The organism is Mesorhizobium humile, from assembly GCF_033977215.1.
Classification (GTDB): domain Bacteria; phylum Pseudomonadota; class Alphaproteobacteria; order Rhizobiales; family Rhizobiaceae; genus Mesorhizobium; species Mesorhizobium humile.
The window spans coordinates 42600-61594 of the sequence record NZ_JAVIIV010000012.1 but is presented as its reverse complement, the minus strand read 5'-3'; the positions used below and the strand labels follow the sequence as shown (position 1 = coordinate 61594).

Below are 18995 nucleotides of genomic sequence, written 5' to 3'. Positions count from 1 at the left end.
TCAAGGGGCAGTGTTGTAGTCGATGATCGTCTGCGGATTCATTTCGCCGTCATAGGATGCATCGACGTCATACTGGACGAGCGAGAAATCGCCGTTGCGGAACAGATAGGTTCCCGATGACGAGGCATCTCCCACGCCGCGCCATTTGTCGGATGTGGTGATGGTTTTGGTGTTGTCGTCATAGTCCGAGTTGGTCGCCCAGCCGCTGGTCTTGAACCCGATGATGTGGATCGACTCGACCTTGCCTTCGCTGTTGTTGTTCTCGTAGCGGATGTCGAGATCCGGCTCGGTGAACTGCAGCTGGGTCACGCCGTTGACGTCATCGGCGATGTAGTAGACTGCCGTCTCGTTGTAGGCGGCCATCGAGCAGAAGAAGCGGAACAGCCGCGTCTCGCGCTCCGGGTCGCTGGGCTGGGCGTCCTTGTCCTTGTAGTGGATGGAATGAGCCTCGGGCTCGCCGATCGGCTTGCCGTCCGGGCTTTGCTTGTCGCACTGGCCGCCATAGGTGGCTAGGAACGCCTTCTTGGCCTGTTCCAGCGCCTCGTCCTTCTTCGGCGGCGGCGGACCGTCGCCGCAGCTTGCCGGCACGGCGCTGTCGAAATCCTCGGTCGACGGCTTCAGCGCGCCCTTGTCGATGAAGATCGGCTGGAAGGGCGGCTCCTGGATCTGCGCGTTGACCTGGCGAAGCGTGTAGCAGCCGGCGAAGACCTTGGCCTCGCCCTTCTTGTCGGTCGCCTGGATGGCAACAGGCACGCTGTAATAGATGCTGCCGGCCGCCCCTTCGTCCGAAACGGCGCCGGTCTTGACGTCGACGCTGTCGGTTCCGTCGTAACCCTTGACAAAGGCGTTGAAGTCCTTAGCCGGCTTTGTATCGCCGAAATAACCCCAGGCACGGGCAAATTCGTGGCGGTTGATGGCGCTGTAGAGCGAACGGACGACCGCATCGGCTGTTGATCGGTCATCGATATAGGGGGCATCGGCCGCGAGCGCGGAATGCGTGAAGCCGGCCAGTGAGAAAAAGACAGTCGCTGCGAAAGTGGCTCTTTTCATCGAATCCTCCGCTCGGTAACGAAAATACTACCATGGCGATTGCGGCGGCGCGGTGACGCCATGGGCAGGGCCGCTTGAAGAATCGTGGCGGGAGGCGCTAGGTCACGGCCCGCGGCGCTGGGGCCGCGTGGGAGATTGCCCATGACCATTTCCATGTACGACATATCGGTGGGCGTGTTTTCCGCCAGGCTGAAGGCGCTGGCCAGCGTCCTGACGGCGGCGGAGCAGAATGCCGGCGAACGCAAGATCGATCCGCAGGTGTTCCTGACCGCGCGGCTGGCGCCCGACATGTTCGCGCTGACCAGGCAGGTCCAGATCGCCACCGACCATGCCAAGGGCGCGCCGTCGCGGCTGGCCGGCCGCGAGGTGCCGAAATACGAGGACAATGAAGCGAGCTTTGCCGAGCTGCAGGCCCGGATCGCCAAGACGCTCGATCATCTGGCGACGTTTACTGCGGCCGATCTGGAAGGCTCGGAGGACAGGACGGTCGAACTGAGGCTCGGCGGGCGCGAAACTACGTTGCCCGGCCTGCAGTACCTGCTGCATGTGGCGACGCCGAATTTCTACTTCCACGTCACAACCGCCTACGACATCCTGCGCCACAACGGCGTGCCGCTCGGCAAGCAGACATTCCTCGGAAATCGCTGATTTTTGAATGGCTTGGAGGTTTCCCGACATCCCGGGAAACCTCTCTGGTTCAGCTCAGCGGATCGACATTTCGCGCGCGATGCGCGGAAAATCGGCCGGCTTGATGCCGATGTCGGCGCGGTCCGCATTGCTCATCGCGTTCAGAAGCGCGAGCGCCGAGCGGTAGCGCTGGTGTTCCTGCGGCCTCGGCCTAGCGAACATTTCAGTGAAGAACCCCATGACTCAGTTGCCCCTGTTGGTCCTCCCGGCACCAAGATATAGGCGATTTGTTAAAATTGTGCAGTGCAGCAATTGCATGGCTGCCATGTCCACACGAAATTTTTTCCGCCACAATCGATTTTCCGTGAAACTTTCCGGCGGGCTCGAACGTAGGCACCGTGCCGGCTCATGGCTGGCTTTTTCCTCGCCACTCCTGGCGACCTTGCCGGACTGCACGAAAATGCAGTCCGGCTTTTTGTTATCTGAAAGTCGTCCCGCCGGGCTGGAAAAGCCGGCAATTGTCAACATCGCCAGCATTCATTTTTAACGAGAGCGCCCTATGTTCGGCGGCATCAATGCATGCCGTCACCATAGGGGGAGGCTGAGATCGGCACCGGGAACAAGCTCGATTTCGCTTCGTTGCTCGACGACCTGATCGTCGCCTCGGAGAAAGGCGAGGACGAGGGCGCCCGGCCGTCTATCCCATTCGACTATCTGTCCGTGGCCGATGAGCTGCATTCCGGCCGCATAAAGGTTGCGGGCGAGAGCGTCGCCGCCGAATACCGCGAGCAAGGCGCCGACCTTGCGGCCGAGTTCGCGGCACTGCTCGACCAGGCGAAACTGGCGCTGGCCGGCGAAGAGCACCGGCCGGAGGAAAAGCTGCCGCCGATCGATCCCGAAGCGATCGCCGGCGAGCTCGGCCTCGACCGCCCGGCCAAGAACGCCGATTTCGGTCGCATCCGCCGCAACTTCGCCTTCGCCAACCATCCGGACCGCGTCGCGCCGCATCTGCGCCAGCGCGCCATGATCCGCATGCAGGTGGCCAATATGCTGATCGACGAGGCCAAGCGGCGGGCTTTGGCCGGGGTGAGGCGGTAGTTCCCTCCATCAGGTTCGCTTCGGCAACCCATCGCAAGCCATCGAGATTGGCTGGAGCCTCGCCAATGTTCGTCATCCTTGGGCGTAGCGACGCGAAGCGGAGCGCAGACCCGAGGATCCATGCCGTGACCTTCAATGTAGAGTGCAACGGTGCAGAATTCTGTAATCGCTGCAACGCCTTAGCGTAACGGAATGGATTCCAGGGTCTGCGCGCTTCGCTTCGCTCCTTGCTCCGCCCTAGAATGACGAACTGACTGACGCTTCGGCCAATCTCGAAACTGGGCGACTTTGCAAAACACAAGCGTTTTGCTCTATGTTCAATCTCCTCCCCGCGCAGCCGCGCAAGACTTCCCGCCGGAGAAACCCCATGCATAAACGCCGCCTCGGTCGGACCGATCTCCTTGTTTCGCAAATCTGCCTCGGCTCGATGACCTGGGGTCAGCAGAACACCGAGGCCGAGGGCCATGCGCAGATGGACCTGGCGTTCTCGCGCGGTGTGAATTTCATCGATACGGCCGAGCTTTACCCGATCCCGCCCAAGGCTGAGACGCAAGGGCGCACCGAGAAAACCATCGGCAGCTGGATGAAGGCCAACGGCAACCGCGATAAGGTCATCCTTGCCTCGAAAGTGGTCGGCCGCACGGCCAATACATGGTTCCGCGGCGATCGTCCGTCGAAGCTGGTGCGCGCCGACATTTTCGACGCGGTCGAAAAATCGCTGGCCAAGCTCGGCACCGACTATATCGATCTCTACCAGATCCACTGGCCGGACCGGGATATTCCGTGGGGCTCGAATCCGACGCGCGTCGGAGCGGTGGCACGGCGCGCGGATGCGGCAGGCGCTCCGGGAGACGAGACGCCGATTGCCGAGACGCTGGCTGTCTTCGAGGAACTGGTGAAGGCGGGCAAGATTCGCCATCTCGGCCTCTCGAATGAAAGCTCCTGGGGCGTGATGCGTTTCGTCTTCGAAGCCGAGAAGGGTTCCGGCCCGCGCGTCGCCTCGCTGCAGAACGCCTATAGTCTCGTCAACCGCACTTTCGAGGTGAACCTTGCCGAGGTCTGCGAGCGCGAGGAGATCGCGTTTCTCCCCTATTCGCCGCTGGCGCAGGGCTATCTTACGGGCAAATACAATCATGGCGCGCGACCGCAGGGTTCCCGCTCGCAGCTCTTCAACCGCGGCCAGCGCTACGAAACGCCGAATGCGGCGGAAGTGCTGCTCGAATACACCGAGCTGGCGCGCTCCTTCGGCCTGGAGCCAGCGCTCTTCGCCAACGCCTATGTGGCGAGCCGGCCCTTCGTGACCGCGAGCATCGTCGGCGCGACCACCATCGCGCAGCTCGAGATGGCGCTTTCCTCGGTCGATGTCAGCTGGACGGAAGAAATGCAGAAGGCGGTCGACGCCATCCACCAGCGTGTCGGCAATCCATGTCCGTGACCGGTTATCGCCGATAAAAGACGAATCGTTGAGAAAAAACAGGGGGATGGAGACGATGGCAGATTTTCCGATCGAGGCCGTGCGCGGCAGATTTCCGGCGCTTTCGCTGGCTGATGACGGGCGCCGCCGCATCTATCTCGACAATCCCGCCGGCACGCAGGTGCCGCTGACGGTGGCGGACGCGGTGTCGCGCTGCCTGCTCTCGACCAACGCCAATTTGGGCGGGTTCTTTGAGACCACGGTTGCGGCCCAAAAAGTGGTCGATGGGGCTCATGCGGCGATGGCCGATTTCCTCCATGCTGCAAGCGTCAAGGAGATCGTCATAGGCGCCAACATGACGACGCTGACCTATCACATGTCGCGCACGCTCGGCCGCACGATGAAGCCAGGCGACGAGATCATCGTCACGCGCATGGACCATGAAGGCAATGTCTCGCCCTGGCTGCAGCTTGCCGAGGATCTCGGCCTTGTCGTGCGCGTCCTGCCGTTCGACGAGCGGAGCTGGCAGGTGGAGGAAGCGGCGCTCAAGGCGCTGCTTTCGGACAAGACACGCCTCGTCGCGCTGAACTATGCCTCGAACCTCACCGGCTCGATCAACCGGGTGAAGGCGCTCACGGCGGCAGCCAAACAAGCCGGCGCGCTGGTCTATGTCGATGCCGTGCAATTCGCGCCGCATGGACTGGTCGACGTGCGGGAGCTCGGCTGTGATTTCCTGATCTGCTCGGCCTATAAATTCTTCGGGCCGCATATGGGCATATTGTGGGGCCGCCGCGACGTCATCGATGCGCTGAAACCCTACAAATGCCGCTGCTCTTCAAACATCCTGCCGGAGCGGTTCGAGCTTGGCACGCCGCAGATCGAGCTGATGGCCGGGCTGACGGCGACAATCGACTATTTCGCCGATCTTGGCGCAGCCGCCGGCGAGGGCGGCTCGCGCCGGGAGCGGATCGCCAAGGCGTTCGAGGTCTCGATCGCTTACGAGAACACGCTTGCCCGGCAATTGATCGAAGGCCTGTCCGACATCGAAGGACTGATCATCCACGGCATCACCGATCCGGAACGGCTTGCCGAGCGGGTGCCGACCATTTCCTTCACCGTCGAAGGCATCGGGCCTGAAACGATCGTGCGGCAGATGAATGCCGAAAACATCTTCCTGTGGTCAGGCCACAATTATGCGTGGGAGGTCGTCCACCAGCTCGGCATACCCGCCGAGCAGGGCGTCGTGCGCATCGGCATTGCGCATTACAACACGGCGGCCGAGATCGAGGAGACGTTGGAAAGCGTGCATCGCGTGATCGCGATGCTGAGGCAGGAACGTTGCTGAGTTAGTCCTTCTTGCCGCCGAAACCGGTGAGGAAAGCGGTGAGGTTGTCGCCCAGCGCATCGCAGAGATAACCGCCTTCCTGGACGATCACCGTCGGCAGGTCGAGCCCGGCAATCGCTTCGCCGATGCGCGAGAAGCCCGGCGTCGTCACCGACAGGCCGCCGAACGGATCGCCCTCGAAAGCGTCGAGGCCGAGCGCAACGACCAGCGCTTCCGGCGCGCAGGCGCGGATGCGCTGGAAGGCCGTCGCCAGCGCTTCGAGAAAGGCCGCGTCGCCGGACTTGCGCGGCAGCGGCAGGTTGAGATTGTAGCCGAGGCCGGGGCCTTCGCCGCGCTCGTCGGCATGTCCCCAGAAGAACGGATAGAAGCGCACCGGATCGGCGTGCAGCGAGACGGTCAGCACATCGGGACGGGCATAGAAGATGCCTTGCGTGCCGTTGCCGTGATGCAGGTCGACATCGAGGATGGCGACGCGGGCGGAACTCTTCCGCAGAACCTGCGCGGCGACGGCCGAATTGTTGATGAAGCAGAAGCCGCCGGCGACATCGGCGAAGGCATGATGGCCGGGCGGGCGGCAAAGGGCGTAGGCCGACGGTGCGCCGGCCATAATCGCTTCGGCTGCCTCCACCGCGCTCCAGGCGCTCCACAGGGCGCTGTTCCAGGTCTCAGCCGAGATGGGGCAAGCGGTGTCGGCCATGTGGTAGCCGGCCTGCCCGACCGCCGAGGCCGGATAGGAGCCGTTTCGGGCGATCGGATGGATGTTCGGGATCACCTCCGCCGAGGCGCCTTCGATGCGCTGCCAGCGCGTGAAAATGTGCTTGAGGAAGTCTAGATATTCAGGCGTATGCACCGCCGCGATCGGCCCAAGTCCATGATTCCCTGGGCGTTCGACCGTCAAACCGGCCGATATTGCGCCGGCTAACAATCTCTCGATCCGCTCCGGCTTTTCCGGATTGGGCTGCGGCGCGCCGCTGGAGAGGAAGGCCTTGGGATCGTGGCGTTTCTGCTCCTCGGCATAGAAGGCTTTCATCGTCATTCCTCCGGCGTGTCGGCAAAGGCGAAAAAGGCATCGCCGACGATCTTCTGCACCTGTTCGTAACTCGACCAGCCGATGCCCAGTCTTTCGTAGAAGGCCTTGGCCGTTTCATTGTCGGTATCGACGGAGAGCCTCAGATAGACGCCGCCCGTCGCGCGACACTCCCTGGCCACGCGCCGAAGCAGTTTCTCGCCGATCCGGCGGCCGCGAAAGCGGTCCTCGACGTAAAGGTCCTGCACATAGACGCCCGGCCGACCCATCCAGGTCGAGAAGATCGGGAAATGCAGGCAAAGCCCGGCGAACTCACCGCCGATCTCGGCGATCAAAGTCGAGAAGGCGGGGCTTGCGCCGAAGCCATAGCGGCGGAGGTCGTCCGGCGTCGAGGTGATTTCCTGATGCGCGCCGATATGGGTGCCGAGGCGCAGCAGGGCGGCGTGGATGGTTTCGACGTCGTCGATGCGGCCCGGGCGGATGACTGTTCTGGTGTCTTCCTGTCGCATTGTCAGGCCACGGATCCTGGCGGACCAAGGCCGGTCAGAAGATCATCAAGCTCGTCGATCCGGTCTTCCGAGAAGACACGAACGCCGTTCTCTTCGAGCAGCGCGGTGGTCGTGCCACGGCCCGCCACGCGTTTTCCTGAAAAACTCCCATCGTAAACAAAGCTGCTGCCACAGGATGGGCTGCCGTCGGTCAGGACCGCAAAGCGGCAACCCGTTTCACGCGCCAGATCAAGCGCAAGCTGCCCGGCTTCAAGGTAAAGCTCAGTCACGTCCTTCCCGGTTTTCTCGATAACCTGGCCCTGTCCGTGCAGCACTGCATGGCCGTCGCCCGTGCCGCAAATCTCCGCTGGAGGGCGCGGCGTGGAGAAACCGGCCGCAACTTCGGGGCAGATTTGCACGAGCCGTCCTTCCGACTGCCACCGCGCGAGCACGGGATGACCGTCGAGCCTGTAGGAGCCGTTGTAGCGTACCTTGCTGCCAAGCAGGCAGGCCGAGACGAGCACCCTCTCCATTTCGGCGTTTCCTCCGCGACTGTCCACCACGGTGCACCACATTGCGCGATGGTCAGCCTTCCACCGGCAGGTCGAGCTCCTCCGCCAACGCCTGCAGCGAATCTCCGATGATGGCGATCATCTCACCGATCTGCTCTTTAGTGATGATCATCGGCGGCGCCACCATGAAATTGTCGCCGTCGACGCCGCCCTTGACCTTGCGGCCATAGATGATCAGGCCGCGCGCATAGGCGTGGTCGAGCAGGCGCTGCGTCGCCTTGCGGGCCGGGTCGATCGGCTTCAACGTTTCCGGGTCGGCGACCATTTCGGCGCCGGTGAGCAGGCCCTTGCCGCGCACGTCGGCGATGAAGGGGAAGCGCTTTTGCAAGCCTTTCAACTCCGCCATCAGCACGTCGCCCATCGCGGCTGCGTTGGCGATGAGATCGAGCCGGTCCATTTCGCCAAGCACGGCAAGGCCGGCGGCGCAGGCCAACGGATTGCCGGCATAGGTGTGGCCGTGCTGGAAGCCGCCCGAGGCAAGCAGCGGCTCGACCAGCCGCATCGGCGCGGCAAGAGCGCCGAGCGGCGCATAGCCCGAGCCCAGCCCTTTCGAGAGCGCGACGATGTCTGGCCTGCAATTCCAGTGATCGCCGCCAAGGAATTTACCGGTTCTGCCGGCGCCGCTCATCACCTCGTCATGAATGAGGAGGATGCCGTAGCGGTCGCAGATTTCGCGGATGCGCGCATAGTAGCTGTCGGGCGCGACGAGGGCAGCCGTTGCCGCGCCGCCGATCGGCTCCATGATGAAAGCCAGCACGCTTTCCGGTCCTTCGGACTGGATCTTTTCCTCCAGCATATCGGCGTAACGGATACCGCGCTGCTCCATCGACAGGTTGTCGCGGTCGCGCCAGGCGGTCGGCGCCGGCACCGTCGGCATCACCCGCATCATCGGCGTGAAGGTTTCGGCCAGCGCATCGTCGCCGGTGATGGAAAGCGAGCCCAGCGTGCCGCCGTGATAGGAAGGGAAGCGGGTGATCACCTTCCAGCGCTTGGGCTGGCCGGTGGCGACCGCCCATTGGCGGGCGAGCTTGATGCAGGACTCAGTCGCTTCCGAGCCGCCGGAGACGAAGAAGATGCGGTCCATGCCCTCGGGGAGTTTTCCGGCCAGTTCCCGCGCCAGCTCTTCGGCGGGTTCGTTCTCGAAATGCAGCCGGTAGGCGAAGGTGGTCTTGTCCATCTGCCGCTTCATGGCGTCGAGCACGTTGCGGTTGGAATGGCCGATATTGGCGACCATCGGCCCGCTCGAACCGTCGATGAAGCGTCGGCCGTCCTTGGTCCAGAAATAGATGCCCTCGGCGCGATCGACGAGCGGCCGGCGCAGGCTGGACAGATAGAACAGATGCGACGGCGGCCGTACTTCGATTTCGGGCGAGGGCTTGGCTTGGGACTTCGACATGTCAGGACTTTCCGAGATAGCGATCGAGAACATTTCTGGTCACGCGTTCGACCATCGCGTCCTGCCTTAGCAGGCCGGCGACCCATTCGCAGCTTCCGGCGTGGAACACTTCGCCCTTGCCGCGCGGGAAATTGACGATCATGCCGTTGCCGCGCTTGACCTTGTCGAGATTGGCGTCGCTGGCCTCGCCGAACAAGGTCTCGGCGGTGAAGCGGCCGTCCTCGTCGGTGAGGAACTGGTCCTCGATCGGGATGTCGGCGCTTTCCTCGACCTGGCTCGCCATGCCGACGGCCAGCACTTGCAAGCCGTCCGGCGCGCCGCTGGTCGCGGTCGGGTAGGGCAGGCCGCCGCGGATCTCGAAATCGAGGCCGTCGACCTCATAGCCATAGACATGGCTGTCGGCGCCGAGCAGGTCGCCATAGTAGATGCCGGTGCCGGCGAAGGCCCAGTGGTCGGGCCGGTACACCGGGAAGCCGCGCACGCCGCGCGGCGCGCAGCCGCCCCAGCCGGCATAGACGCCCCGCGTCGCATTGAGGCCGAAGGTGGCGCTGCCCGGGCGTCCGATCTCGGGCGCCTCCCAGGAATTGGTGGCGCGGGTGATGTCGCCGCCGCGATATGCTGGGTCTTCGGCGCGCGCCTTGTATTTGTAGCAGACCTGGCGACGGCCCTCGTCCTCCAGCCTGGTCTGCCACATGAAATTGCCGGCGAAGCGCGCCGCGTGCCCGCCGCGGGTCACATAATTGTCGACCGCGTCGCGCATCTCCCAGGTCCAGTATTCATCGTGCCCTACGAAGACGACACAGTCATAGCCGTCGAGGATTTCGGGCGAGAAATGCAGCTCGTGCTGGCTGACGAGATCGACCTGGTAGCCGGCGCGCTCGGCGAAGCGGAAGAAGTGGCTGTCATAGCTCGCCCAGCCGGAAGAGGCATATTTCTTCGAATGTCCGGTGGCGAAAGCCCATTCCATATGCGGATAGCGCGGTACGGTCTTCGGCGGCACCGCGACTTCCAGTGGCACGCGCGGCGCATCCTTGGGCAGCACCACGAAGCCGCGGCACCAGGGGCGCTGCGTCGACACCGTGGTCGCGTACTGGTCGCGGTTCGGGCCGGTGATGCCCTGATAGTGGTTGGAACCGCCCCAGGTGTTGTAGGCGAGCCATGTGCCGGTCGCCGCCACCTGCAGCAGGCGGCCAGCTTTTCGGCCGGGCGGGGGCGCGACGATGAAGAGGTGATGGCTGTGGAAGGGCTTGCCGTCCCGCCCATCGGCCGAAAGCGTCACGCGATAGGCGCCTGACGGCCAGTCGTCGCCGATGCGGAATGCGAACGAAGCCTCCCAGCCGCAGCCTTCGACCGAGCATTGGTCGGGCGTGTCCTGCCAGCGCGCCGACAGGCCTGTCTTCTCGAAGACCCTGGTTTCGGGGGCGCCGTCGCGGACGATGGCGATGCTGAATTGCGGCCCGGTTGAACTGACGAAGAGCGTCACCGTCTCGCCCGGACGATAGGAAAAACGGTCGCTGTAGCACCAGATCTCGCCGCTTGGGCCATCCATTCCCGGCCATTCGTAATAGTGGCCGCGCACCGCTTCGCGGCGCTGCTCGGGCGTCAGCCCGAAATCGGGGAATTCGGTGGGCAGTTGCGTCAAGGAGCACCTGAGATCACGAGGCCGTCATTGAGACCATTGGCCGGCCAAGCGTCAAATGGAAAGCATCGGGCCAGCAGGCGCTTGCGCTTGGCGATATCCGGCAAACGGACTATTCAGCTTCAGGCGATGTTCCAATCGCGGGAGCCAACATGCTGCGTGTGCAAAAGGTCAAGGTCGACGACATCTACGTGCCGACGGCGCGGCGCAAGACGCTGCATCCCGAAACCGTGCGCCATCTCGCCGAAGATATCCTGGAGAACGGCATGAAGACGCCGATCCAGGTGCGCCACGACGGCAAGCGTCACATCCTGGTCGAAGGCCTGCACCGGCTGGAAGCGGCCAAATGGCTGGGCGAGACCGAGATCGACGCCTATCTCGTCCAGGCCAAGCGCCACTAATCCTTCGTTTCGCTCAAGAAGCCTTCGCCCGCCGTGGCTGGCGCAGGTGCCTGACGCCGCTCATCTCGACGAATTTCGTCGCCGTATCCCAGAGATAGTCGCCATAAAGGAAGGGCTCGAAAGGTTCGGCGCCGGCCAAAGGCAACGGCGTGATCTCGGCGTCTACGCGCGGCTCATAGAAGAAGGGGATCGAGAAGCGCGCTTTTCTCGGCGCGATCACCCGATGCATTGTCGCGCGCACCCGGCCAGCGGTCCAGCGCTCCAGCAGTTGGCCGAAATTGACGGCGAGCGTGCCATCGGCCGGCGGCACGTCGATCCACTCGCCGGCGAGGTTCTTGGCTTGCAGGCCTTCGACGCCGTCCTGCGCCAGCAAGGTGACGAAGCCGGAATCGGCATGCTCGCGGCCGATGATCGTGCGCGTCTCGCCTTTGTGCATCACTGAAAAGTCGGGGCCGGAGAGGTCGACGCTGCTGTTTGGATCGCGCAGCGGATAGCGGATCAGGCGCAATGTCGAGATGCCGCTTTCGAAATCGGCGTCGAAGACTGTCTCGGTAAGACCCAGCCCGCGCGCCACCGAGCGCAGCAGGGCGTTACCCACCGATCCCATGGCCTTGTAGTAACCGGCGGCGGCGGCGCGCCAGCCGGGCAGGATGTTCTCCGCGGGCAGCGGTGTCGCCTCGCAAAGCGGGTCGTTGGCATCGAGGCCTGTGGGGGCGGCCCGCGCATCGGCAATGTCCGGCCCCATGTCGATACCTTCCTTGTAGGAGACGGCAGTCGGCTGCAGCGGAAACCAGCCGCGATAGACGTTCTTTCGCGTGGGGTCGAAATTCCAGCGCAGGAGCCTCTGCTTTTCCGCCTCGGGCAGCGAAAAGATCGCCAGCAACCGCGCCCGGTTCTGCGGCGTCAGCCAGTCGTCGCCCGGGAAATCGCGGATCGCCATGAAGCCGATGCCGGAGGCCGCCGCCATGATTCTGGCGTCGGCCTGGTCGCGGGCGGGCGAGGGCGGACCGAACAAGGCTGCAATCGCAATTGTGTCGATGTCGGCCATCATTCTTCCTTCCGTCGGACACCGCAAGCAGGGCGTGGCGGCTGGCAATTGTCAATCGCAGGCGAGTCCCCGTTATTGGGCCACCACATCAGGGCGGCCGATCATAACCCATCAATGGTTTTTGATTGACGCTGTGATGCCCGGCGCTACCGTGCCGGCGTTCTCCAGTAACCGAGTGATTGTCATGACGAAATACCAGGGCGGGTGCCTGTGCGGCGCGGTGCGCTATCGTACGGAGGCGGAGCCGATCAATGAGCGCGTCTGCCACTGCCGGATCTGCCAGAAGGCGATCGGCGCCGCTTTCAACGCGCGACTTCTGTTCCGCATCGACGACGTGACGATCGAAGGGCCGGTGGCGACGATCAATTCCACGCCCGACCTCCAGCGCGGCTTCTGTCCGGTGTGCGGCACGACGATGTTCTCACGCCGCGACGCAAGGGGCATTCTCGGCGTCACCTCCGGCTCGCTCGACGATCCGTCGCTGTTCAAGCCCGACATGCATTTCTGGACCGCCTCGAAGCAGTCCTGGGTGATGCTTGACGATGGCCTGCCGCAATATGAAGGCGCGCCGCCGGCCTGAGTCATTGCGACGCAGGCCTGCACAAAAATTTCATCTTCGATTCACGAGATAGCCGGCAAAGCGTCATTGGCGGGCCATCATTGGCTGCCTATCTAAGCGCCATGCGGGAAGGCATCGAGGAGGCGACGGATGAGCGAGAGCATCAACACCCTGGACGAGCTTTTGAACGACCCGATGGTCCAGCTCGTAATGGCGCGCGACCGCGTGCGCCCGGCCGAGCTTCGCCTGCTTCTGGAAAAGGCTCGCGACAGGGCGGGCGAGGATTCCCGCATCGACCAGGCTTCGGTGCCGCCCGCCCATGTGGTGGCAAGAAGCTGCCTGAAGCAGTGGCTCTATCGCTGAGGCAGCCTTGGGACCGTCAGCTAGAATTCGCGGGTAAGTAACTGTAGTGGCTGCGCAAATAGGCGAGCCTGAAGCCGAGCCGGTCGTAGTTGCGATAGGCCGGTCCATCGCGGTCGGGGCGCGGCGCCTCGATGTCGGCGACAAACAGTTTCGCGCCGGCGGCGATGCCGTCGCGAACCAGCCTTTCGCCAAGCATGGCATCAAGATCGAAGCTTGGGGCCATGATCCCCGGCACCGGCGCGTCGATGCCGCTCCAGGCGGCGCCGTCTGGGCCGATGAAGAGCGAGCGCACCGCCTCCACGGCGCCTCTGCGTCTTAGCATGTAGTGATGCCAGCCCCTGCGGCCGACGAGCGCGGTGAGCCAGGGAGAGGTAGGCAGCCTGTATCTGGCATCGATGAAAGAGGCCCAATCCGAAGCTGTCCTGGGCGTGACCTCCTCGACCACCAGATCGTCTACCGGGATAAGCGGATCGGCCGGGAAGAGCGGCTTGTCCGGCAGCGGCGTCGCGTCGCGATAGATGCGCTCCCAGCCGCCGTGCTGCTGCATTCCGCGCGCTTCCAGCCAGCATCTCAGCCGCGACGGCTCGGTATGCGGATTGCTGTAGAACCACGGCCGCATGATGCCGGCCGCGCGGTAGTGCGCGAGCAGCGCATCGAGTTGTTCCTCGGTCGCCGGACCATCGACGCCGATATTCTTCACGCAGTTGAAATGGATGAACGGGATCGTCATGCAGGTGGTCCAGACAAGGTCGCCGTCGCGCGCGATCGACAGCCCTTGCCGTGCCGCGAAATCCGCGGGCGCCGCTGCGTAGGCATCAAGCCAGGCCGCGACTTCGGTGCGCTCGATGGCGCGGCTGAGATCGCGCGACACCTCCTCGATCGCGATGTCCGGGACGTGCGTTTGCGGCGGCACGACTGGCTGCAGTTCCGAGAGGGCGGCGGTCGACATGGCATGCTCCTCCGATGTGCCTTACAGTGTAAGATTAGCAGAGAATAATATGATGACACCTGTTGTCAAGCAGGATTAGCGGCACCTTACAAATCCGTGAGTTGGAATCACGCTATCGTGAGGCTAAGCCTGTCCTCGATGGGCTTTCGATGACGATTCACTTTTTGCCCGGATGACGACCGGGACACGGGGAAAGGACCGGTATGACCGACGTCTGCACTCAAGGACTGGACACCGGCTTTGTCGGCCTGGGTTATGCCAAGGTGGCATTTCTGGGCATCGTGCAAGGCATCACCGAATTGCTGCCGATCTCGTCCACGGCGCATATGCGCATCGTGCCGGCCGTGCTCGGCTGGCAGGACCCCGGCTCGGCCTTCTCCGCCGCCATGCAGCTGGCGGCGCTGGCTGCGGTGATCAGCTATTTCTGGACCGATGTCAGGGACGTGCTGTTCGGATCGATTTCGGCGATCTCGCGCCGCGATTTCGGCGACCGCCATTTCCGCCTCGCGATGAGCATCGTGCTTGCCACAATCCCGATCGTCATTGCCGGCCTGGCGCTTTCCGGCGTGCTCAACGCCTGCAATTCGCCCTTGCGCGGGCTTGCCGTCATCGGCTGGGCATGCATCGCCATGGCGATCCTTCTGGCGCTCGCCGAAATCTTCGCCAGCCACAAGCTGATGCTGCGCCAGGCGTCGATCCTGGATGCGCTGCTGGTGGGCGTCGCCCAGGTCGGCGCGCTTATTCCCGGCGTATCGCGCTCGGGCTCGACGCTGACGGCGGCGATGGGGCTTGGCTTCGCCCGGCCGGAGGCCGCGCGCCTGTCCTTCCTGCTCGGCTTGCCGGCCATCGCGCTGGCCGGCCTCAAGGAACTTTGGGAATTGCACAAGGTGCATCTCGACGCGCATGGCTGGTCGATCCTGGCCGTCGGCCTTATCGTCGCCTCGATCTCGGCTTTCTTCGCCATTTGGGGGCTGATGCGGGTGCTCGAGCGCTTCTCCGCCTGGCCGTTCGTCATCTATCGCGGCCTGCTCGGCGTGGTGCTGCTAATCTGCGTCGCCACCGGCTGGCTCACCTAGCGGGCGCGGCCTAATCCGCCATATCGCCCTGACCCTCGGATGCGCCGATGGATCTTGTTAGCTTGCTGCAATCTTTGCCTTTGCTGGCGACGCTGGTGAAATCGGCGGCGCCGGCGGCACTTGGCGCCGGCATGGGCCTTGGCCAATGGCTGGCGGCGTTGCCGCCTTGCCGCAACCAGACTTTCGAGAACGCGGCCTACCTCGTCTGCGAAGCCGACCCGAAGCATTTTTCCATCGAGCTGTTCTGGAAGAACAAGGACGGCGACCTCTATCGGTCGCTGCATAATCTGCGCAGCGCGCAGCAGGCGACGGGGCGCACCATGCTCTTCGGCATCAATGCCGGCATGTACCACCCGAACCTCGCGCCGGTCGGCCTTTATGTCGAACGCGGCGAGCAGGTCACGCCGGCGAAGATCGGGTCGGGAACCGGCAATTTCTCGATGCAGCCCAACGGCATCTTCTATCTCAGCGGCGGCAAGGCCGGGGTTCGCGCGACCAAGGATTATCTCAAGCGTCCGCCGCGCGTCGATTACGCCACGCAGTCCGGGCCGATGCTGGTCATCGATGGCAAGCTGCATCCGAAATTCCAGGCAGACGGCACCTCGCGCAAGATCCGCGATGGTGTGGGCGTGCGCGCCGACGGCGTCGCGGTCTTCGCGATCTCGGACGATGTCGTGACCTTTCACGAATTCGCGCGGCTGTTCCGCGACCAGCTCGGCTGCCCGAACGCGCTCTTCCTCGACGGCTCGATCTCGAGCCTCTATGCGCCCGGCATCGGCCGCAACGACGATTTCTGGAATCTCGGGCCGATGATCGGCGTGTTCAGGCGCTAGCCAAGCTTGCTTCGACGCCGCTCCGAATCATCCGGTCGCGCCAAAAGTAAATTTTGATTCAAACTTTGTTGGTAATTTCTCATTAGGAATGGGGGTTCCGGCGGCGCTGTTCCTGCCTCGGTCTGTTTTGTTTTGCGTACAGGTCAAAGATGCGGATTTTTGGCGTCGTCAGTTTCGTGCTCGCCTCGCTATACCTTGCCGGCTGCTCGTCCACGTCGGGCGTCGATGCTTTGCAGATGCCGTCCAACGAGACGACGAGCTCGGTCGTGCGGCCGAGCGCGCCGGTGTCGAAGGGCGTGCGAACCGCCGTAACCGAAAGAACCGTCTCGACCGCGTCGATGTCGAGCGCTTCGCGCTTCAAGCCGCCGGCGCCCTTGCTCGATGAAGAGAACGCTCGTTCCGACGATGAGAACCAGCGCCCCTTCGGCCTTGCCGAGGAGGAGACAGTGAACTTCCCGGCGGCCGATCTGCCGGACAGCGTCGAGCCGCCGGTGCAGGAGGCCGCGCTCGTGTCGCCGCCGAAGCGGCTGTCGCGCGCGGCGCCCGCCATGCTCGCTGGCCCAGTTACCCGCTCTGCGTTCCGCGACGCCAAGCCGATCAATTTCGGCCGCTCTTCGCCTCGCCATCTCGCCGTGCACGGTGTCGACGTCTCGCGCTGGCAGGGCAACATCAACTGGGAGAAGCTGCGCGCCCAGGGCGCCAACTTCGCCTATATCAAGGCGACCGACGGCGGCGACCATCTCGACCCGATGTTCATGAAGAACTGGCGCAATGCCGATGCCGCCGGGCTGAAGCGCGGCGCCTATCACTTCTTCTACTGGTGCCGCACGGCCGGCGAGCAGGCCGACTGGTTCATCCGCAACGTGCCCAAGATGGACGGCGCGCTGCCGCCGGTCATCGATGTCGAGTGGAACGGCGATTCCTCCTGCAAGCGGCGGCCTTCGCGCGAAAAGGTGCTGGAGAAGATGCAGGTGTTCATGGACAAGCTGGAACGCCACTACGGCCAGCGGCCCATCATCTACACCAGCCCCGATTTCTATCGCGACAATTTGCGCGGCGCCTTCCTGGATTATCCGTTCTGGCTGCGCGCTGTGGCGGCGCACCCGTCAAAGGTCTATCCGGGCCGCAAGTGGGTGTTCTGGCAGTATTCCGGCTCCGGCCTATCGCATGGCGTGAGCGGCCGCATCGACCTCAACGTGTTTCATGGCGACGAGCGGCAATGGCGCGCATGGCTGGGCGGCGGCGGGCAGATGGTTGCCGACGCGGATTAGGTGCTTCTGCCTTCTCCCTTTGTGGGGTGAGAGGCGGTCCGCGTTAGCGGACGAAAAGCCAATTGCTTGGCTTTTCGAGCGTCGAATGCCCTGAGCCTGCGAAGGGCCGGGTGGTGGCCGCGAAGCGGCCGGATGAGGGGTGTTCCAGGGAAGGCCGCTCCTTTGAAGTATCGGGCCGCGGCGCGCCTTCGTCATCCACGGGCGGAGCAAGGAACGAAGCGACGCGCGCAGATCCGAGGATCGACCCGTTTCTTAGGGCGAATGGGTAAAGCTGGGCATTACCGGCCAAGTGAAATTCCCCCGCAGCGAGCTAAGTTGAGGCATCTTCGCTCCAGAATTTCCGGGAGAAACAGGCATCGCCGAACGGTCGCTAGCAAACGACCACCGTCGTTAGCGGCGTTTGGAACTCTCTCATTAGGAGGACGTTCTGTTTCCAGGGTCATTATTTGGAAGGCAAGGAGGTAGTCCGATGAATATCAAGACGCTCAGCATGGGCGCACTTGCGCTCGCTCTGATGGGTGGTGCAGCGATGGCTGGGTCCACCACAGGCACGTCTGCGCTCGATGATCCGGCCAAGATGTCTCCGTTTTTCACCGATGCCGGTATGAAAACCCTGAGGTCGGAAACCGATTTCAAAACGGCGTGGATGGCGATGAAACCTGACGAACGAACTGCGGTGCTGAAAGACTGCGGCGATACCACGCTCAACAAGGCGCACGCCGATTTCTGCGCGATGGCTAAGAAGATGGGTGGCTAACTCGTTCTCACGGCCTAACAGAAGGAAATAAGGCGGACCACGTGTCCGCCTTATCGGTTGTCGGCGGCGATGAGGCGGCGAAAGTGTGTCACCTGCGCGCTACTATAGCGTGAAAGCCCTCCATCTCCCTCGCCGGCGCGGCGCTTAGTCTAGAAACGAAGCAGCTGGTAAAAAAGATGGAGCTCAGGGGACCTCCGCATCGAACTCCACAGCGAAACCCGCGTCGATCGCGCTTCGCGCTATGTAATCGCCAAGTTCCCAATCCGTCAGCTCGCAACGCGGGAACCGCTCTCTGACGGCGTGGATGGCCTCGGCCATCGAAACGCTCGGGCTTTCGACATGATCAAGCAGGTAACGGACAATCGATTGGCGAACGTCCGGTGATGTAAGCGTCGGGGCGAGCGCTACCATTTCACGCCCTATGAATGGAGCCGTGTTTCAGTGCGATCGGCAGTCATTGCATCGAAAGCGATGGGAATGCTGTGGACGATGCACGCCGCAGCCAATATCTCTTCCATCGCAACGTCTTGGACGGGAGAGTGCCCAAGGCGGTCCTCTCTGCTAAGGGCGAAGGCACTATCCATACCGCAGGTGAGCGATATTTTGCGGCGAATCGTTTCTCATTACGGAACAAACCGATTGCGATAGGAATTTATGGACAGTGGTCGGTTCCTGTTGCGAGGATGCAGCTACCATATCCACACTCCTGCCCGTCGCCCTTTCTCCCTTCAAGCGGCGGGCTTTTCATATTCTGGCTTGGGCTCAATATGTGGTGGCGAGGCTATTTCGCTGAGTAGTCCGGCCTACAAGATCTGTGTCACTCGATCGCGCCAGTCCGGATTATTCAGCGGCGGTGTCGGGGCGCCAGGGTTTTTTGCATCATTGGTTTGCGCGTTCGGTCAGTTGCTTGTGGGCTTCGAAGATGCGCAACTTTTCGGGATATCCAAGCCGCAGCGCCGCCTTGCAGCCCGGACATCTAAAGGTGGCTATGACCTTGAACCATGAGCCTTTGCGGATGACCGGATGCCGGCATCTTGGACAATCAAACCTCAGATTTTGGTCATTGAGGCTGTCAGGAATTG

21 protein-coding genes are annotated in these 18995 nt (G+C 63.1%); 12 read left to right on the top strand and 9 right to left on the bottom strand.

Annotated elements, in window-relative coordinates; translation table 11 throughout:
- Complete coding sequence (locus RFM52_RS18750; RefSeq protein ID WP_320295837.1) at window positions 1–1050, bottom strand: DUF1176 domain-containing protein; 1050 nt, start codon at window positions 1048–1050, stop codon at window positions 1–3.
- Between the two features lie 141 nt (window positions 1051–1191).
- Here RFM52_RS18750 and RFM52_RS18745 point away from each other — a divergent pair, with 141 nt between their 5' ends.
- Window positions 1192–1698: a DUF1993 domain-containing protein gene (locus RFM52_RS18745; protein ID WP_320295836.1), complete on the top strand. Its 507-nt coding sequence runs from the start codon at window positions 1192–1194 to the stop codon at window positions 1696–1698.
- 54 nt (window positions 1699–1752) lie between these two features.
- Here the strand turns inward: RFM52_RS18745 and RFM52_RS18740 are convergent, their stop codons facing one another.
- Window positions 1753–1917: a YjiS-like domain-containing protein gene (locus RFM52_RS18740; RefSeq protein WP_095765222.1), complete on the bottom strand. Its 165-nt coding sequence runs from the start codon at window positions 1915–1917 to the stop codon at window positions 1753–1755.
- 76 nt (window positions 1918–1993) lie between these two features.
- Between RFM52_RS18740 and RFM52_RS18735 the strand changes: the two genes are divergently transcribed.
- The 4 genes from RFM52_RS18735 (at window position 1994) to RFM52_RS18720 (ending at window position 5534) form a co-directional block, all read left to right on the top strand.
- A complete protein-coding gene (locus tag RFM52_RS18735) occupies window positions 1994–2224 on the top strand; it encodes a hypothetical protein (RefSeq protein WP_320295835.1) in 231 nt (76 codons plus the stop codon).
- Window positions 2225–2316: 92 nt separating this feature from the next.
- Entirely contained in the window at window positions 2317–2775 is a 459-nt protein-coding gene (locus tag RFM52_RS18730; protein WP_320295834.1) for a hypothetical protein, read from the top strand.
- Between the two features lie 367 nt (window positions 2776–3142).
- Window positions 3143–4210 (top strand): aldo/keto reductase, encoded by a 1068-nt coding sequence (locus RFM52_RS18725; RefSeq protein WP_320295833.1) that lies wholly within the window; start codon window positions 3143–3145, stop codon window positions 4208–4210.
- A 55-nt stretch (window positions 4211–4265) separates the two neighbouring features.
- Window positions 4266–5534: a cysteine desulfurase-like protein gene (locus tag RFM52_RS18720; RefSeq protein ID WP_320295832.1), complete on the top strand. Its 1269-nt coding sequence runs from the start codon at window positions 4266–4268 to the stop codon at window positions 5532–5534.
- Between the two features lies 1 nt (window position 5535).
- Here RFM52_RS18720 and RFM52_RS18715 read toward each other — a convergent pair whose 3' ends face one another.
- From RFM52_RS18715 to RFM52_RS18695, 5 genes are read right to left on the bottom strand one after another with little or no spacing between them, the layout of a single operon-like run.
- Window positions 5536–6564: a histone deacetylase family protein gene (locus tag RFM52_RS18715; RefSeq protein ID WP_320295831.1), complete on the bottom strand. Its 1029-nt coding sequence runs from the start codon at window positions 6562–6564 to the stop codon at window positions 5536–5538.
- Window positions 6565–6566: 2 nt separating this feature from the next.
- A complete protein-coding gene (locus RFM52_RS18710) occupies window positions 6567–7070 on the bottom strand; it encodes a GNAT family N-acetyltransferase (RefSeq protein ID WP_320295830.1) in 504 nt (167 codons plus the stop codon).
- A gap of 2 nt (window positions 7071–7072) precedes the next feature.
- Window positions 7073–7582, bottom strand: a complete 510-nt coding sequence (locus tag RFM52_RS18705; protein ID WP_320295829.1) for a 2-thiouracil desulfurase family protein — start codon at window positions 7580–7582, stop codon at window positions 7073–7075.
- 52 nt (window positions 7583–7634) lie between these two features.
- Window positions 7635–9017 (bottom strand): aminotransferase family protein, encoded by a 1383-nt coding sequence (locus RFM52_RS18700; RefSeq protein ID WP_320295828.1) that lies wholly within the window; start codon window positions 9015–9017, stop codon window positions 7635–7637.
- A gap of 1 nt (window position 9018) precedes the next feature.
- On the bottom strand, window positions 9019–10659 hold the full coding sequence (locus tag RFM52_RS18695; RefSeq protein ID WP_320295827.1) for a N,N-dimethylformamidase beta subunit family domain-containing protein: 1641 nt from the start codon (window positions 10657–10659) through the stop codon (window positions 9019–9021).
- A gap of 149 nt (window positions 10660–10808) precedes the next feature.
- Here RFM52_RS18695 and RFM52_RS18690 point away from each other — a divergent pair, with 149 nt between their 5' ends.
- The gene (locus RFM52_RS18690; protein WP_095490758.1) at window positions 10809–11057 is read left to right on the top strand and encodes a ParB N-terminal domain-containing protein; all 249 of its coding nucleotides are present in this window, start codon (window positions 10809–10811) and stop codon (window positions 11055–11057) included.
- A 13-nt stretch (window positions 11058–11070) separates the two neighbouring features.
- Here the strand turns inward: RFM52_RS18690 and RFM52_RS18685 are convergent, their stop codons facing one another.
- Window positions 11071–12108 carry an isopenicillin N synthase family dioxygenase gene (locus RFM52_RS18685; RefSeq protein WP_320295826.1) on the bottom strand — a complete coding sequence of 346 codons (1038 nt, stop codon included), beginning with the start codon at window positions 12106–12108 and terminating at the stop codon, window positions 11071–11073.
- A gap of 181 nt (window positions 12109–12289) precedes the next feature.
- Here RFM52_RS18685 and RFM52_RS18680 point away from each other — a divergent pair, with 181 nt between their 5' ends.
- Both RFM52_RS18680 and RFM52_RS18675 read left to right on the top strand, forming a co-directional pair.
- On the top strand, window positions 12290–12685 hold the full coding sequence (locus RFM52_RS18680) for a GFA family protein (RefSeq protein ID WP_320295825.1): 396 nt from the start codon (window positions 12290–12292) through the stop codon (window positions 12683–12685).
- A 129-nt stretch (window positions 12686–12814) separates the two neighbouring features.
- Entirely contained in the window at window positions 12815–13027 is a 213-nt protein-coding gene (locus RFM52_RS18675) for a hypothetical protein (protein WP_140647475.1), read from the top strand.
- A 16-nt stretch (window positions 13028–13043) separates the two neighbouring features.
- Here the strand turns inward: RFM52_RS18675 and RFM52_RS18670 are convergent, their stop codons facing one another.
- On the bottom strand, window positions 13044–13976 hold the full coding sequence (locus RFM52_RS18670; RefSeq protein WP_320295824.1) for a hypothetical protein: 933 nt from the start codon (window positions 13974–13976) through the stop codon (window positions 13044–13046).
- Between the two features lie 203 nt (window positions 13977–14179).
- On the opposite strand from RFM52_RS18670, the gene RFM52_RS18665 reads away from it, so the two are divergent.
- The 4 genes from RFM52_RS18665 to RFM52_RS18650 all read left to right on the top strand — a co-directional run bounded on the left by RFM52_RS18665 (window position 14180) and on the right by RFM52_RS18650 (window position 17913).
- Window positions 14180–15052, top strand: a complete 873-nt coding sequence (locus RFM52_RS18665; RefSeq protein WP_320295823.1) for an undecaprenyl-diphosphate phosphatase — start codon at window positions 14180–14182, stop codon at window positions 15050–15052.
- Window positions 15053–15099: 47 nt separating this feature from the next.
- Window positions 15100–15885, top strand: a complete 786-nt coding sequence (locus RFM52_RS18660; protein WP_320295822.1) for a phosphodiester glycosidase family protein — start codon at window positions 15100–15102, stop codon at window positions 15883–15885.
- Window positions 15886–16034: 149 nt separating this feature from the next.
- The gene (locus RFM52_RS18655; RefSeq protein WP_320295821.1) at window positions 16035–17156 is read left to right on the top strand and encodes a glycoside hydrolase family 25 protein; all 1122 of its coding nucleotides are present in this window, start codon (window positions 16035–16037) and stop codon (window positions 17154–17156) included.
- Window positions 17157–17625: 469 nt separating this feature from the next.
- Window positions 17626–17913 (top strand): hypothetical protein, encoded by a 288-nt coding sequence (locus RFM52_RS18650; protein ID WP_320295820.1) that lies wholly within the window; start codon window positions 17626–17628, stop codon window positions 17911–17913.
- The last annotated feature ends 1082 nt before the right edge of the window (window positions 17914–18995 follow it).

Bases quoted from the DNA above. Each gene is read 5' to 3' on its own strand.
- RFM52_RS18655 (WP_320295821.1), top strand. From the start codon at position 16,035: ATGCGGATTTTTGGCGTCGTCAGTTTCGTGCTCGCCTCGCTATACCTT.
- RFM52_RS18745 (WP_320295836.1), top strand. From the start codon at position 1,192: ATGACCATTTCCATGTACGACATATCGGTGGGCGTGTTTTCCGCCAGG.
- RFM52_RS18725 (WP_320295833.1), top strand. From the start codon at position 3,143: ATGCATAAACGCCGCCTCGGTCGGACCGATCTCCTTGTTTCGCAAATC.
- RFM52_RS18665 (WP_320295823.1), top strand. From the start codon at position 14,180: ATGACCGACGTCTGCACTCAAGGACTGGACACCGGCTTTGTCGGCCTG.
- RFM52_RS18750 (WP_320295837.1), bottom strand. From the start codon at position 1,050: ATGAAAAGAGCCACTTTCGCAGCGACTGTCTTTTTCTCACTGGCCGGC.
- RFM52_RS18715 (WP_320295831.1), bottom strand. From the start codon at position 6,564: ATGAAAGCCTTCTATGCCGAGGAGCAGAAACGCCACGATCCCAAGGCC.
- RFM52_RS18735 (WP_320295835.1), top strand. From the start codon at position 1,994: ATGGCTGCCATGTCCACACGAAATTTTTTCCGCCACAATCGATTTTCC.
- RFM52_RS18740 (WP_095765222.1), bottom strand. From the start codon at position 1,917: ATGGGGTTCTTCACTGAAATGTTCGCTAGGCCGAGGCCGCAGGAACAC.
- RFM52_RS18690 (WP_095490758.1), top strand. From the start codon at position 10,809: ATGCTGCGTGTGCAAAAGGTCAAGGTCGACGACATCTACGTGCCGACG.
- RFM52_RS18650 (WP_320295820.1), top strand. From the start codon at position 17,626: ATGAATATCAAGACGCTCAGCATGGGCGCACTTGCGCTCGCTCTGATG.
- RFM52_RS18670 (WP_320295824.1), bottom strand. From the start codon at position 13,976: ATGTCGACCGCCGCCCTCTCGGAACTGCAGCCAGTCGTGCCGCCGCAA.
- RFM52_RS18680 (WP_320295825.1), top strand. From the start codon at position 12,290: ATGACGAAATACCAGGGCGGGTGCCTGTGCGGCGCGGTGCGCTATCGT.
- RFM52_RS18705 (WP_320295829.1), bottom strand. From the start codon at position 7,582: ATGGAGAGGGTGCTCGTCTCGGCCTGCCTGCTTGGCAGCAAGGTACGC.
- RFM52_RS18660 (WP_320295822.1), top strand. From the start codon at position 15,100: ATGGATCTTGTTAGCTTGCTGCAATCTTTGCCTTTGCTGGCGACGCTG.
- RFM52_RS18700 (WP_320295828.1), bottom strand. From the start codon at position 9,017: ATGTCGAAGTCCCAAGCCAAGCCCTCGCCCGAAATCGAAGTACGGCCG.
- RFM52_RS18685 (WP_320295826.1), bottom strand. From the start codon at position 12,108: ATGATGGCCGACATCGACACAATTGCGATTGCAGCCTTGTTCGGTCCG.
- RFM52_RS18675 (WP_140647475.1), top strand. From the start codon at position 12,815: ATGAGCGAGAGCATCAACACCCTGGACGAGCTTTTGAACGACCCGATG.
- RFM52_RS18720 (WP_320295832.1), top strand. From the start codon at position 4,266: ATGGCAGATTTTCCGATCGAGGCCGTGCGCGGCAGATTTCCGGCGCTT.
- RFM52_RS18710 (WP_320295830.1), bottom strand. From the start codon at position 7,070: ATGCGACAGGAAGACACCAGAACAGTCATCCGCCCGGGCCGCATCGAC.